Genomic DNA, 15,619 nt, shown 5'->3' on the forward strand with positions numbered 1-15,619 from the left:
ATTTTTAGTTTTAAATTAAGTCAATTAGTTTTAGCAGACTTAACTATAACTTAACATTGTAATGAGTAAAAACACGGTTAAACTAAGTATCAGTGCTTTAGTACTGTTTTGTGGTTTACTTCAAGCTTCCCCAGCTAATGCTTTAACGAATAAAAAGAATCCTAAAACAGAGAAAGATGCTACGAAAGAAAAGGATTCTACAGATACAAAAAAGGATAAATATGCTGATCTATTAAAAGATGGTGTTTATAAAAAAGGAATGTTCAATACTATTCAAGTAAAAACGGATATGTATTTTGAAATTCCAGATAGTTTATTGAATCGTCAATTTTTAATTGTCAATAAACTATCTCAAGTTCCTTTAGAGGTTAATGATGCAGGAGCCAATAAAGGCATGAACTATGAAAACAAGCTAATTACTTTTCACAAAGATACATTAGCAAACAAAGTATGGGTTAAAACACAAACACCAAGAGTATCATCTCCAAAAGAAGATGCCATTACAGAATCTGTAAAAGACAATTTCATTGAATCTGTTTTAGAATTCTTTGAAATCGAAACTCAAAACCCAGACTCTACAGCCACAGTAATAAAAGTCAACAAAGTATTTGATGGAAATCAATCAAGTTTTAATGACGTATTAACTGGATTAGGTCTTCCCACATCAATCAAAACAAATTTATCTTATATAGAAGGAATCAAAACTTTTCCTAAAAATATTGTAGTTAAATCCCTATTGACTACAAGTGTAAATGAAGGAAGTGGTGATATGCCCGTTTCTTTAGGAGTCACGACAAATATCGTATTACTTTCTAAAGAACCGATGCAACCACGTATAGCAGATAAACGCGTTGGTTTCTTTACAGAAAAAAGCTGGTTCTTCAGTGATGCTCAACACAAAATGGAAGAGCGTGAATACATCACGAAATGGAATTTAGAACCAAAAGATGAAGATATTGAAAAATATCTCAAAGGTGAATTAGTAGAGCCTAAAAAACCTATTATTTACTATATAGATCCGGCCACTCCACCACAATGGAGACAAAAGATAATAGCAGGTGTACACGACTGGCAGATAGCTTTTGAGCAAGCAGGATTTAAAAATGCAATTATAGCAAAACAACCGAGTCCAGAAGACACGGATTTTGATATTGATGATGTTAGATACTCAGTTATTACCTATGCCGCGTCCCCTAAGTCAAATGCGATGGGACCTTCTGTAATGGATCCACGAAGTGGAGAGATACTAGAAGCAGATATCATTTGGTGGCATAACGTAATGACTTCAGTACACAGCTGGATGAGAATACAAACAGGTCCAATCGACCCAAAAGCAAGAGCTAACAAATTCTCAGATGAACACATGGGAGAAGCTATTCGCTTTGTTTCATCACACGAAGTTGGTCATACCTTTGGGCTAAAACACAATATGGGATCATCATTTGCATTCCCTGTTGACTCTTTAAGATCAAAAGACTTTACTGACAAAATGGGAGGAACAGCACCTTCTATTATGGACTACGCTAGATATAACTATGTAGCACAACCAGAAGATGGTGTGACAGCTATTACACCACAAATCGGACTATATGATAAATATGCAATCGAATGGGGATACCGCTGGTACCCTGATCAAGAAACTGAAAAGAAAGCGTTACGCAAGATGATTGAAGATCATCAAGATGATCCGATGTACTTTTATGGTGAACAACAAAGCTATTTGAACATCATTGACCCACGCTCACAATCAGAGGACTTAGGAAATGATGCAATGAAGGCAAGTGAATATGGTCTAAAAAATTTAAAAATAGTTGTAGAAAATATTATTCCTTGGACATACGACAAAGGAGAGGGATACTATGAAGCTGGAAAACTATATATGGGAGCCATAGGACAATGGCAAATGTATAACCAGCACGTTTTATCTAACATAGGAGGGGTTTATTTAAACCATGCGGTTTATGGAAACAACAAAAAAGCATATGAACCAGTTCCTTATCAGACACAGAAGAGAGCCGTTGAGTATTTAGCTAAAAATGCATTAACGATACCTACATGGTTATTCTTTAACGACGAAGTGTTAGATAAAACTTATGGGTTAAAAGACTCTCCTGTTGGTCCATTCGAATATTCACCCTATTCATTAGCTAGAGAGCTGCAATACACTACATTGTACTACACATTAATGGATGAACGTTTACTTCGCTTATTAGAAAACGAAGTATTGCAAGTAGAGACAGGTAAAGAAAAAAACTTTACTATTTCAGACTTGTTTGAAATGCTAAATAGTGAGATTTTTGCACTGACAAACAAAGGCAAATCACTATCTATTTTGGAGCGTATGACACAAAAGAATTATGTTGACGCCTTAATTATTGATGTAAATAAATTATTCGAAAAAACCAGTAAGAAAGGATTAATCACAGATCACTCTCTTCAAGTACCGACATTGTGTAACCACCTTGTAGAAGACAACAAGCTTCGCAATATTAATTATACAGTGATGAAAAGAGTATCTGAGGTAACTACTTACAAAAAAGGAGAATTGATTCGCATCAAAAAACTTTTATCTAAGAAGAAAAACACCGGAAACAAAGCTACTAAAGCACATTATATTGACTTAATCAATCGAATTGACGAAGCTTTGAACCTTAACTAACCCAACATTTTTTAAACAATGAAGAAACTAATTCTTTTATTTTCACTTTTTACAGTAACTCTTGTCTTTGCGCAAGAGAAAAGAGTGATTACAGGATTTGTTGCAGATGCTACTGATAAACTGAGCCTACCCGGGGCGTCTATTATCGTGGAAACACAAACAGTTTCCAATGCTACTGCACAAGAAGGTATCATCGAAAGTACTAGTATAGGTACTATGACAGATATGGATGGTAACTTCAAATTAGAAGTACCAGCTGAAACAAAAGCCTTGCGCATTAGCTATATAGGCTATGAATCTAAGTTAGTAAGCCTAACTTCAAAAACGCATTATACAATCCTTTTGGGAGCTGATGCTAATATATTAAACGAAGTGGTAATCACCACAGGTTACCAAACTATTGAAAAAAGAAAACTAACATCATCAGTAGCTCAAGTAGCTATGGATGAAATAGCACAAACTGGAGTTGCTAGTGTTGATCAAATGCTTAGTGGTCAAATTGCCGGAGTAGCTGTAACAACACCTACAGGAGCTCCAGGAGGTCCAGCAAAGATCAGAATTCGTGGTACAGCGTCTTTAAATGGACCACAAGACCCTCTATGGGTATTAGATGGGATGCCATTAGAAGGAAATGATATTCCTAACTTCAATGACAAAGAGAATATTGATCAGTTGCAAAACTTTTCAATTGCTGGATTGAACCCTGACGATATCCAAGATATTACTATCTTAAAAGATGCATCTGCTACTGCTATCTATGGTGCAAAAGCAGCCAATGGAGTAATTTTGGTAACTACTAAAAAGGGGAAAAAGGGAGACATGAAAGTAAATTTCACGGCCAATACTTTTGTGAATGAACGCCCAGATTTTAGTAAATTAAACTTAATGAATGCTTCACAGAAAGTAGACTTCGAGCTTATGTTAGCAGGTAGATCAGATATCTATAATGATCGATCAAACCAAGGTGAAGTGATGCGTATTTTGAATGCAGCAAATGAATTAGACGCCTTTAGAGCTGGTGGGCTTGGTGGTTTATCTACTGAAACCCAACAAGCAATCAATAACTTAAGAAATACTTCTACTGACTGGGGAAGAGAAATCTACCGTCCAACTTTCAACCAACAATATGGTTTAAGTTTATCAGGGGGAACAGATGTTAATGATTACTACTTCTCTATAGGGTATTTTAATGAAGAAGGAACTACTATAGGAACGGGGTTTGAACGTTTAAACTTAACTTTTAAAGACAATTACCAAGTAAATGACAAACTAAAAGTTGGTGTTGCTTTGTTCGGTACAAAGTCTAACAAAACAAACTTTGTTACAGATGCTGATGCTGCTATTAATCCAGCTAACTACTCTAGAAATGCAAATCCATACTTAAAACCATACAATGAGGATGGTAGTTATATGTATGATAAAGACATTGAAGGATTCAGTGGTCGTTACGTTCCTTACAATTTCGCTGAAGAAAGAGCCAATACAAGTTATGAGTTAATCAATAAGTCTTTAAAAGCAGTATTTGATATTGAATATCAATTATTAGATGATTTGAAATTAACTTCTCAACTGGGGTTACAACTTGATAAAAATGATACAGAAAAATACCTTGGTAAAGAAACATATTCTACTAGAAAAATAAGAGAAAACACTAGATACTACGACAGGGATTCTAAAACTTATAAATATTTTCTACCAGATGGTGGTATTATAGAAAACTTCAATGATGATAGTTTTCAGTACAACTGGAAGACACAAGCTACTTACAATGCAATCTTCAATGATATGCATGAAGTTGACTTAATGGGAGGTATGGAAGTTAGAAAGTTTGAACAAAAAATCATACGTTCTAAAGGGTTTGGATATGACCCACATACTTTAACTACTAAACCAATTATCTTCCCTAACGGAAGTACTGATGCAACAGATAAACGTTATGAAACGTATAAAAGAACAGAAAATGAAAATGCTTATGCTTCATTTTTCGCGACAGGTTCTTATACATACAATAGAAAATATACGATATTTGGTAGTGTCCGTTTTGATGGTTCTAACTTATTTGGTGTTGACCCGAAATATAGATACGTACCACTATGGGCTGTGTCAGGATCATGGAATGTAAAGAGAGAAAAGTTTATGGAAAACATAGACTTTATCAGTGATTTACGCCTTAGAGGTTCATACGGACTACAAGGAAATATTGATAAATCAACCTCTCCGTATTTACTAGGAGGTTACAATATTTCAACCATCTTACCAGGGTATCCAGAAGACAATATCCAAGTAATATCGGCGCCTAATGGAACACTGCGCTGGGAAAAAACAACAAATACAAATGTTGGTTTTGACTTAGGATTATTTAATAATAGAATTTCACTTGGATTTGATGCCTATAACCGTATTGGTACTGATTTAATCGGACTAAGAAAACTACCATTAGAAACAGGTTTTGAATTTACTAATATGAACTGGGCTCAAGTATCTAACAAAGGGTATGAAATCTCATTAACAACAAGAAATATATCTAAACCAGATTTTTCTTGGACAACGACATTCAACTTTGCACATAACAAGAGTAAAGTTGATAAAATCCAAATTTACGACAACCAAACCTTACCTTCAAGAGAAGGACTTCCAGTTAATGCTGTATTCCACATTAAAACAGCTGGTCTAGATGATAAAGGAAATATACTGTTCTGGAAAGACGGAGAAAAAGTTACTGGTCAAGAATTTTTTAAATTGAGAGATCCAATGGCTGATTTTATGCCAGGCTATTTGGTTGAGTCAGGTTTAACCAATGAAGAATACAGAGATTTATACTCATATGCTGGAGATAAAGACCCTAAATTTACAGGAGGGATTATCAATACCATTAAAATTAAAAACTTTGACATAACTGTTTCAGCTGCTTTCAATCTAAAACAGACTATTCAGCAAACACCGTCATATAGTGCTGCAAAAATAGATCCAGGTAGAAACTATACAACAGACCTATTAGATATTTGGACACCTAATAACCCTGGAGGTAGCTTACCTGGTCTAATAGCAGATGACAACAATGGGAATTGGGATAACGAAAATTGGATGTTAGCTAAATACTTTGATGGAGGTGATAATGGTAATGCTTATCGTTATCTTGACATTTGGACAAAGGAAATCAGTTATTTGCGTATCAGTAGCATTCGATTAGGATATACATTACCTAAAGATGTATTGAAAAAAATGAGAATAGACAATGTGCGTTTCACCTTAGAAGGACGTAATTTATTTGTGTTTGGAACAAATTACGACGGTTTCTTCGATCCAGAAACATACGGTAATATCTACGCTCAACCAATACAAAAGTCATTAACACTAGGGCTAAACGTAACCTTCTAAAACGAATCAATCATGAAAAAAATAATAATACTACTAAGTGGTTTATTGATAGGCTTAACGACAGTTAGCTGTGATAAGTTCTTAGATGTTGAACCTATAGGAAAAGTCATTCCAAGAACAACAGAGGACTATAGAAAAATAATGGTTTCTGCCTATAACAAATATCCAAATCACAAATCATTAAGTAACTTCCGTACCGATGAAGTTAAGCTTATATTAGATCCTGAATCGACAAACTTTATGTCTGTAAAAGATGTTTATACCTATCAAGATTTAAACCCATCTAAACAAACTTTAAGTTTTGGATATCAAAATTTTTACGAAGTGATTTTCTATGCTAATGATTTAATTAATAATGGATCAGAAAGCATGGAGGCTGGAGCTGATAAAGAACAATTGTTAGGTGAAGCTTATGCTTTAAGAGCCTTAGCTCATTTTGACTTAACAAATCTATATGCGAAGCCATATGACCCAGCAACAGCGGCAACTGCTCCTGCAATCGTCATCACAACAAAACACGACATCGAAAACCAACGTCCGAAATCGACAATGGCAGAGGTCTATGCTCAAGTACATGCTGATATAAACCAAGCGAAAAAACACTTAAAAGTGACATCTTACGAAGCAGGTAAAAACTATCGTTTCACAATTGCTGCTCTATATGCTTTAGAAGCTAAAGTCAATTTATATCAAAAAAGATATCAAGCAGCTTTAGAAAGTGTTGAAAAAGCTTTAACATATAAAAGTGAACTACAAGATTTGAATACAAATACAGATGTATCTGTAGCAAGTTTTGAGTCTGTAGAATCAATACTAGCACTAGAGGATGGTTTAATTTCAGGCTTACAAACAACAGCATTATTATCTGATGAGCTATACAGTACGTATGATAGAGAAAATGATTTGCGTTTTAATGCTTCATTTGAAAAAGTTGAGCAAGGAAAATACTTAAGCATCAAAACAGGGACAGGAGCTGCTAAGGCAAGTTTCCGTACAGCAGAGCTTTATTTTATCAAGGCTGAAGCTTTAGCGTTTACGAATAACCTTGAAGAATCCAAAAATACAATCAAAGAAGTAATCACTAAGCGATACAAAACTGAAGCCGTTAATAATAAACTACAACAATTAAACGGCTTAGATCAAACAGCTCTTCTTTCTTTTCTTCTTGATGAAAGAAACAAAGAATTTGCCTTTGAAGGTCATCGTTGGTTTGACTTAAGACGATTAAACCAAAAGGAAATTGTTCATAAGTTTGAAAACGAAACGTATACACTATCAGCTAATGACCTGAGATATACGTTGCCTTTCCCAAAAGAAGCACGAGAAACAAACCCAAATTTATAGCCACGCTTACACTAAAAACTACTCTTATATAAGAGTAGTTTTTTTTATGTCTTTGATTGACCTTATTTGATAAAATATAATTCACTAATTTTGCAATCAAATAAAGTCAAAATGAGAGTAGCAATCGTAGAAGATGAAAGCCTAGCATCAAACTACCTAAAAAGTCTTTTAGAATCACAGAAAATAGTCGATATAACCAATATAACGATCCTTGCTTCTGTAAATGAAGCTACCCGTTTCTTTGTATCTAATAAAGTTGATTTAATCTTTATGGACATTCATCTAGGAGATGGCAAAAGTTTGGAGATTTTTGAGAACGTAGAAATTGTATCTCCCATAGTATTTATAACTGCTTATGATTCATACGCTATACAGGTTTTTAAACAATTTACCATTGATTATATTCTAAAACCCTTTACGAGTGATGAATTAGAAGAAGCTCTACAGAAGTTCCAAAATATTGTAAGACAATTCGAATCACATAATACACTTAGAGGCTTAGCCTTACTCGACCAACCTAATGGCACAGAAATCAGAAAGAGATTCTTAGTCAATAGCGGTCATAAATTAAAGTCTATAGAGACTAATGATATTGCATATTTCTTTGCTGAGGGAAAACATTTATTCCTAAAAACTTTTGACAATAATAGCTATATCTACGACGATACACTAAAAGACTTGATCAACAAGCTAGATACTAATAGCTTCTTTAAGATCAATAGAAAATACATTATCAGTATCAATGCTGTTCAAGAAATTATCAAACACAACAGTCAAAAAATAGAATTAATACTTTCTCCTTCGCCCGAAGAACAAACACCTATCTTGGTTAGTAAAACCCAAATAAATGAACTTAAAGCATGGCTTAGTTAATGATAACTTTGATATCCATTTTTTAAGTACACAACAAAAGAATAAAGCAGTGAGTAGCTAAAGAACTGTGGTGCTTTAATAATTTTAATTACTAGTTCAGTCTAATTTTAAAGTCTCAAATAAGCCTATTAGCCTATTTTTTGATTGTGATAGGTTAATAGTATCAATATACCCCCCTTTTATAGTACCATACAAAAGTATTCCTCACTAACAAGACTAGTTGTTCAAACATGTCAATTTTTTGTAAGTGTATATCTTCGTTATTGAGATCACTAGATTTGAATTCTTTAAAGAGTGGTTCAATCCGTAGCGTTCCCCTTTTTGTATCAAAAACATTCGCTGGTTTATTAAAGCCTATAATTGTACAAAAAGCTATATTACCATTTGCAATTCAACTGAAGCTACAAAGCGCTGAATACGTCTATTAGGTGCTACTTTTTTACTGTACAGATAGCTAATCCAGTTGATACTTTCAAAAAATCCACAAACTTTATTTCACAGAATCCAACGGTAAATAGATTCTGGCAAATTGAATTTTCTCTTTAAAATTAGTTTTTATAGTTAGTAAAATCTCTGTGTTTTCTACAAAAACCTCCAATTGTCCATCTAATACTCAACTAATTTATACTTTTATAGTGCACTAAGATCAATTTTATAAATACCTATTTAGATTATTCACTATATTTGAGAATTAGACAACTAAATAAATTAACAAAATAACTATGAATATAGGTGATCGTTTAATCAAATGGGTAGATTGTATTCTAGCTTGGTTTGAGAGTATAAAAGGACTATTAAGTAATGCAGTCGCTTTCTTTGAAAAAATAAAAGCTCTAATTTTAGAATATGTAGAGTACTTCACAGAGAAAATTGATGACTTTACAGAAGATGAATTACAATTGTTAGAAGAAGAACATTTCTTCATATAAACAAAAAAAGAATAGCCTTAAAGTAGCAAACTACTTTAAGGCTATTCTTTTTTTCATCTCCTCTACTACTTCAAAAGCTGCTGGGCATATAGCTACATTTTTCAAAGTAAGATTAGTTATTTGATTAAATTTCTTTCGATCCGTATGTGGGTATTCTCGACACGCTTTTGGTCTTACCTCATAAATCAAACAATAATTTTCTGCATCTAAAAAAGTACAAGGTACTTGTTGTAAGACATAATCGTTATCCTCATCTATTTGTAAATACTGATCAATAAACTGTTGTGGTTTCAAACGTAAATGTTTAGCAATACGCTCAATATCAGCATTTGTAAAAAGTGGTCCTGTTGTCTTACAACAATTTGCACAACTCAAACAGTCAACGCGATCAAAAACTTCCTCATGAATAGATTGCATTTGATAATCTAAGTCCTTAGGTGGTTTCTTTTTTAGTTTATCAAAATACTTTTTATTCTCGTTATGCTTATCTTTGGCAAGCGTAGGAAGTTGTTTTAAAACTTTATCCATCAATCATAATTTGATACAAATTTACAACCTCCAATTTAAATATTCATATAAAATTTACAATGAAAGATTTATTAGGAAAGGCTATTTTGGATTTTCAAACAAATAATGCCCCTCAAAATGTAATCACAGAAACAGATATATCCGAAGCAGAAGAAATGGATATAAGCTATATGTTTCGCCAATATAAAGAGATGCCTACTTTAGAACAAAAAGCCCTTAGCCTTGCCAAGGGAAAAGTACTTGATGTTGGCTGTGGAGCAGGGGCACATAGTTTATACTTACAAAACAAAGGAATAAGTGTTAAAGCTATCGACATTTCCTCTCATGCCATAGAAACTTGTAAACTTAGAGGTTTACAGAACACAGAAGTCATAAACCTACTAGATATAAAAGATCAACAATTTGACACAATTTTGTTGTTAATGAATGGTACTGGTATCTTTGGTAAACTAATCAATACTACAAAATACCTTAATCATCTAAAAACACTTCTTACTCCAGGTGGTCAAATATTAATTGATAGCTCTGACTTAATATATATGTTCGATACGGATGAAGATGGTGGAGTTTGGATACCTATGGACAACAAAGACTACTATGGAGAGTTAGTTTTTAATATCGAATACAAAGGAGAACATGAAGATCCTTTCAATTGGCTATACTTAGACTATAACACGTTACAAAATGCAGCCCATGCAAATGGACTCGAATGTGAATTAATCCAAGAAGGAGAAAACTTTGATTACTTAGCAAAACTTTATATCAAATAAAAAAAGAGGCTGTCACATTTTGTTATGAGACAGCCTCTTTTTTTTATATTTAATAGCAATAGTCTTATTGCATATATTTCATCATTAATCCCTGAAGTCCCATAGCCCATTCTTGACCTACTTTCTCGCCTTTTTCCATTAATACACCACTTTTAGATGAAAGCTTCTTTCCTAAAGGAGATTCATAAAACTTAATCAATTCTTTAATGTCTTGATGAGTAAATTCCGTCATATACATTTCAGCCATTTTATCCATTAATAAATTAAGGCTACTTTGCAATTCTTTATTAAATTCAGCTTTTTTCTCTTGAGGTACATTCTCTTCTAATTGAGAAGTCAGTTTCTCAAATATTTTAAACTGACCACTCATGTCCATATACTTCTTTGTGTCTGACTTAAAGTCTTGTGCAAAACTCATTTGTGCCATAAAGCACAATACAAATGCTAGTAATATCTTTTTCATATCTTTTTGTTTTTATTTCTATGTAAAATTAATGGAAGTTATGGAATATCCAAATATTTATGTGTTTGTAATGATATCTTCCACTTCGGATTTTTCTTTACATACTCAATAATCATCGGCATCATTTCATGTCTTTTGCTCCATTCTGTTTGTAGTAAGAGTAAAGCATCTTTATTTACTTTTGCAGCTTGCTCCTCTGCAAAAATAAAATCATGCTTATTATAGATAATTACTTTCAACTCATCAGCTGCTTGATACGCGCTCGCTGTTGGCAACTTTGCTTTTTTAGGTGATAAACAAACCCAATCAAAGTCACCAGACATCTCATAAGCTCCCGATGTTTCAATATTAGTCTGCATATCAGCTTCTTTCAGACGAGCAGTCAGGTAATCTAAATTATACATTAGAGGCTCTCCCCCTGTAATTACAGCAAGTTTAGCTTCTTTTGATGCATGTTCTACAATTGTTTCAACACGAGTTAACGGATGTAACTCTGGATCCCAACTCTCTTTTACATCGCACCAATGGCACCCAACATCACAGCCTCCTAAACGAATAAAATACGCTGCGTTTCCTGAATAAAAACCTTCCCCTTGAATAGTATAAAACTCTTCCATCAAAGGCAATACTCTTCCCTCTTGTAAAGCACTATTACTTTCTGCTTGTGACATAATCCTATTTAATTTACTTGACAAAGATATAATATATTCAAAAGCATTCTTAGAAATAAAAAAAGAACTTATTTGTGAATACACAAATAAGTTCTTTTCAAATGTATTTATTTATATACTTGGCTAAAGAGAAATTGCTTCTAATGTTTTCTTAGCAAATTCATTTGTAGCATCATACTTCAGTGTCTTAGCAAACATTTTTCTCGCATTATCCAACTCATCACTATTTGCGTAATAAGCACCCATTGCATTATAAGCTTCAACTAATCTATCCTTGTCTGTGTTACTAAACTCTGATTCCGAGAAATTAGCAAACATTGTTTGTTCATATTGTTTTAAAGCGCTAAAACGACCTTGATAAGCTTGTTCGGTATCCATATATCGATAAGCTCTTGCTTTAAAGAAATAAGCTTCCGTTATCTTTGGATTAGATTCAATCACAATGTTAAAGTATTTAATCGCTTCATTCATATAGATCTTTTGATTTGCTTCATCTTCTGTTCCCAACATATAGTTGCAATAACCCACATAATAATTATCAAAACTATAATTACTTTGCTCTTTTACACTACCAGAAATACTAAGTAAATCAATAGCCTCTTTATACTTATCAGCTCTATACAATTCAACACCATAAGCATTAAATTTAGACGCTAGAGCACCGTCTTTAGCTACAGCCGCCTTCAGTTGTTCTATTCCATTTGCATAACTATCTTCACCTAGTTTAAACAATGACAACCCTAAGTAAAACTTATCATCACTTGTTGGTTTAGCTATTTTATCAAAGTTTTGACTACTTAATTTAAAATCCTCTAAATTAAACGCTGCTAAACCAGCTAGGCGATATCCTTTGTCACCTTGCCCCTTTTCAATCAGCTTTGTCGCAGTATTCGCTAAAGCGGGATAATCACCTATATCTTTAAGAAACTCTGCATACTTTAGGATTGCCTCTGCAGAATTACCAGTTGCCTCCACATATTTTTCATATGCCTCCTTAGCTTTGTACTTTAAACTTTTTTCTTTATTCTTATCTGTAGTCGCCCATAAATAGTATGTATCTGCTATTTCTTTATAAACTGGTGCATACTCAGGAAATTCTTTATGAATAGTAGCAAAAGACTCTAAAGCTTGTTCGAAAGCTCGTGTACGCTTCGTCAATATCGCTAATTCCATTCTCGCTTCTAACAAATTAGGATCAAGTATAGCTGCATCACTAAATGCTGAATAGGCTTCATTAATATCATTCTTTGCTAAACTAGCTTTTCCTTTTATCAAAAAAGCATTAGCATTCTGATAGTCTTCCTCTAATACCTTATTAGCAATTTTTATAGCTTCATCATAATTTGGATTAGACGAATTCAGGTAAGCTCCCGCTATAAGTAGTTTTTCATTATAATCTTTTCTTCTTAGCTCTTTCTCTACATTGTCAAACTTAGCTTTAGCTTCAGATAAACGATTGTTATCTAAATCTAATTGACCTAATCCAATATTGTTTAAGAACCCCTCTTTTTTTTGCCCAAGGCCGTTAGTAAAAAAATAGTTAGCAGAATCAACTTGCTTTTCTTGTAAATAAATATCACCTAAATAATAATAGTTTGCTCCCTCATTAGGTTTATCAGCAATTAAAGTCCTCAAAATACTTTTTGCTTTATCAAATTGATGACCTTGAATCGCTTTTTTTGCACCTTCTATATCTTGAGCTCTCAATACTCCGGAACTACATAGAAGTCCCATTAATAGTGTTAGTGATATTTTATTACGCTTAATCATAATATAGTGTATTTATTGGTTTTCTATAACTCTGTTCGCACATTCAATTCTCTTGGTGGTGTTTTAAAGGGCACTAAACCAGATTTCAAAACAATGCGCTGACCTTTATACCCAGCAATATAAGAAGCAAAGCCTACTCCTAATCCCGATTTACCTTGGAAATCTAATACATAAAGTTTTCTAGTTAATGGATACGTTCCTTCTGCAATATTATTCTGAGTTGCTTTATAATACTTACCATCTTCTTTGTTCTTCACCCCTAATACCTTTACATGCTCTAATAAAGGTTTTAATTCACTACTAGGTTGAACTAACCAATTAAGACCAATGACCCCGATAGCATTTGGGTTTTTACTAACATAGTCTACTACTTCACTAGTAGACGGTAAAAAATAAGCATAATCTTGTGGGAAATTCTTGTTACCTGTTGCTTCTCTAAAAAATGAAGCTACTGAAGAATTATATGAATCAAAGACTAAAATAGGTTCGTTTGCTAAACTGCCTTCTACAGATTGCTTATCTTTAAGATAATCACTCTTAGCTAAGTTAGTCACCACTCTATCGTAATCTACGATAGAATCTTTATACTGTTTACTCGTCACGAATACTACAGCATCTGTAGCGAAATGCGTACGCTTAGGAGTAACTTTACCTTCAAAAAAAGCTAATTCCTCAGCTGTAAGATCACGTGGTAAAATAGCAATACGCAATGAGTCTTTGAAAATAAGACTTAAAATCTCTTGTTGTGGCTTTGAAACTAAATCAATCTTAGCTCTAGTATATTCGTGCTCAAATACTGTATTTACATCATCTACAATTGGAAAAATAGACTCCTCTACTAAAATAGTCGCTTTTCCTGATACAGGGGTTTCTTCTAACTCATCAAAATTCACTTCAGTAGTAGTAGTAACGCTATCCTTAGAGCTTGATTTGTCTGATTTACATTGTACAAAAACTAGTCCTAAAATTAACATTGGTAGAATAGTACGTGTCAGTGAATAGAGCTTTCTTTTCATGATAATATATATTGATATTGCTTATTTAGATTATATCCATAAAGATAAAAATAAATATAACAATTCGAAAATACATCTATGAATTAACATAAGCTCAGATAGTCATAAAATAGTAAAGAACACCATTGTGGTGTTCTTTACTATTTAATTTTCTTGCCTTAATCTTATAAATCTGAAGATTCCATATACTATTAATAAACCTCCGAAAAGCATACGATTAGTATACTCTAACTCTATAGGCATATCCTTCCACAGAATCAAAGTAAGTCCTAAACCTACATATAACAAAAAGAAGAAAAAGCCAAAAACAAACAGAAACCGCTGCAATAGCGATTTCTGTTTTGAATTATTGTTCAACATACTATTGTACTTGAATTGTAATTGGTAATGTAAACTGAGAACGAACTGTTCTTCCGTTCTGCTGTGCTGGTTTCCATTTAGGCATACCATTTAATACACGTACTGCTTCTCTACCTGCTCCATAACCTGGGTCACGAAGAACTTTAATATCTGTTAATGAACCGTCTTTCTCTACGATAAACTGAACAATAACTTGGATACGTCTTGTAGATGAATCAATATCAGGCGTTCTAAAGCGACTAATAAACTGCTTTTGGAATGCTGGCATACCTCCAGGATAAGAAGCTTGATGTTGTACAGCTACGAATACTGTATTTGGATCTTCTTCTGGTTTATCATCCTTATCAGCATCTCCAGTGCTTTCACCTGTTTTAATTTCACCTTTTTCTTTATCCCCCTCTGCATCTTTTTGTCCAGGATCAACATCATCCTTGAACTCCTCTTGCTTCGGTGGTTCCTCACTCGCATTCTCCTTTTTATCAACAACTGGTTCAGTAAATTTCTTCGTATCGTTTACTGATTTTACAGCTGGTGGTGGTGGCGGTGGAGTTTCTTCCACTGGCGGTGGTGGTGGTGGTGGTGGTGGTAATTCCACATCCGGCATTTCGATAGTTTGAATAACTACCTCTTTATCTATTCCTTTATTGCGCTCTTTCCCTAGTTCTCCAAAAACTCTAGGAGAAAGAATGGCTAATGAAAATAAACCAATTCCTCCAATTAGTGCTAATGTAGTAACTTTAGGGTTAGTAGCTCTAAGCTCATATGCTCCGTAAGATTTGTTACGTCCTTCGAAAACAATATCAAGCCAATCTTTTTTAAAGATATTTAATTTTGACATAATTTCTTTTTATTATCCTT

13 protein-coding genes are annotated in these 15,619 nt (G+C 33.5%); 6 read left to right on the forward strand and 7 right to left on the reverse strand.

All coding sequences use genetic code 11. The annotated features are described in order from the left end of the window. The first annotated feature begins 61 nt into the window (after positions 1 to 61). The 5 genes from GJV77_RS09260 (at position 62) to GJV77_RS09280 (ending at position 9,183) form a co-directional block, all read left to right on the forward strand. Entirely contained in the window at positions 62 to 2,659 is a 2,598-nt protein-coding gene (locus GJV77_RS09260) for a zinc-dependent metalloprotease (protein WP_155036086.1), read from the forward strand. 18 nt (positions 2,660 to 2,677) lie between these two features. Next, entirely contained in the window at positions 2,678 to 6,037 is a 3,360-nt protein-coding gene (locus GJV77_RS09265; RefSeq protein ID WP_155036087.1) for a SusC/RagA family TonB-linked outer membrane protein, read from the forward strand. A gap of 12 nt (positions 6,038 to 6,049) precedes the next feature. Beyond that, positions 6,050 to 7,381 carry a RagB/SusD family nutrient uptake outer membrane protein gene (locus tag GJV77_RS09270; protein WP_155036088.1) on the forward strand — a complete coding sequence of 444 codons (1,332 nt, stop codon included), beginning with the start codon at positions 6,050 to 6,052 and terminating at the stop codon, positions 7,379 to 7,381. 111 nt (positions 7,382 to 7,492) lie between these two features. Further along, positions 7,493 to 8,254, forward strand: a complete 762-nt coding sequence (locus GJV77_RS09275; RefSeq protein ID WP_155036089.1) for a LytR/AlgR family response regulator transcription factor — start codon at positions 7,493 to 7,495, stop codon at positions 8,252 to 8,254. Between the two features lie 722 nt (positions 8,255 to 8,976). Further along, positions 8,977 to 9,183, forward strand: a complete 207-nt coding sequence (locus tag GJV77_RS09280; protein WP_155036090.1) for a hypothetical protein — start codon at positions 8,977 to 8,979, stop codon at positions 9,181 to 9,183. 30 nt (positions 9,184 to 9,213) lie between these two features. On the opposite strand, the gene GJV77_RS09285 is transcribed toward GJV77_RS09280, so the two are convergent. Next, positions 9,214 to 9,711 (reverse strand): YkgJ family cysteine cluster protein, encoded by a 498-nt coding sequence (locus GJV77_RS09285; protein WP_155036091.1) that lies wholly within the window; start codon positions 9,709 to 9,711, stop codon positions 9,214 to 9,216. Between the two features lie 59 nt (positions 9,712 to 9,770). On the opposite strand from GJV77_RS09285, the gene GJV77_RS09290 reads away from it, so the two are divergent. Next, positions 9,771 to 10,481 (forward strand): class I SAM-dependent methyltransferase, encoded by a 711-nt coding sequence (locus GJV77_RS09290; RefSeq protein ID WP_155036092.1) that lies wholly within the window; start codon positions 9,771 to 9,773, stop codon positions 10,479 to 10,481. Positions 10,482 to 10,545: 64 nt separating this feature from the next. On the opposite strand, the gene GJV77_RS09295 is transcribed toward GJV77_RS09290, so the two are convergent. The 6 genes from GJV77_RS09295 to GJV77_RS09320 form a co-directional block, all read right to left on the reverse strand. Continuing rightward, the gene (locus tag GJV77_RS09295; RefSeq protein WP_155036093.1) at positions 10,546 to 10,944 is read right to left on the reverse strand and encodes a DUF2059 domain-containing protein; all 399 of its coding nucleotides are present in this window, start codon (positions 10,942 to 10,944) and stop codon (positions 10,546 to 10,548) included. Positions 10,945 to 10,982: 38 nt separating this feature from the next. Then, on the reverse strand, positions 10,983 to 11,615 hold the full coding sequence (locus tag GJV77_RS09300) for a 7-carboxy-7-deazaguanine synthase QueE (protein WP_155036094.1): 633 nt from the start codon (positions 11,613 to 11,615) through the stop codon (positions 10,983 to 10,985). A gap of 123 nt (positions 11,616 to 11,738) precedes the next feature. After that, positions 11,739 to 13,385 carry a tetratricopeptide repeat protein gene (locus GJV77_RS09305; protein ID WP_155036095.1) on the reverse strand — a complete coding sequence of 549 codons (1,647 nt, stop codon included), beginning with the start codon at positions 13,383 to 13,385 and terminating at the stop codon, positions 11,739 to 11,741. 23 nt (positions 13,386 to 13,408) lie between these two features. Then, entirely contained in the window at positions 13,409 to 14,401 is a 993-nt protein-coding gene (locus GJV77_RS09310) for a PstS family phosphate ABC transporter substrate-binding protein (RefSeq protein WP_240142848.1), read from the reverse strand. A gap of 144 nt (positions 14,402 to 14,545) precedes the next feature. Beyond that, entirely contained in the window at positions 14,546 to 14,761 is a 216-nt protein-coding gene (locus GJV77_RS09315) for a hypothetical protein (RefSeq protein ID WP_155036096.1), read from the reverse strand. 1 nt (position 14,762) lies between these two features. Continuing rightward, positions 14,763 to 15,599, reverse strand: a complete 837-nt coding sequence (locus tag GJV77_RS09320) for an energy transducer TonB (RefSeq protein WP_155036097.1) — start codon at positions 15,597 to 15,599, stop codon at positions 14,763 to 14,765. Positions 15,600 to 15,619: the final 20 nt, after the last annotated feature.

The sequence above is a fragment of the Myroides pelagicus genome (assembly GCF_009711055.1).
Taxonomy (GTDB): Bacteria; Bacteroidota; Bacteroidia; order Flavobacteriales; family Flavobacteriaceae; genus Flavobacterium; species Flavobacterium pelagicum.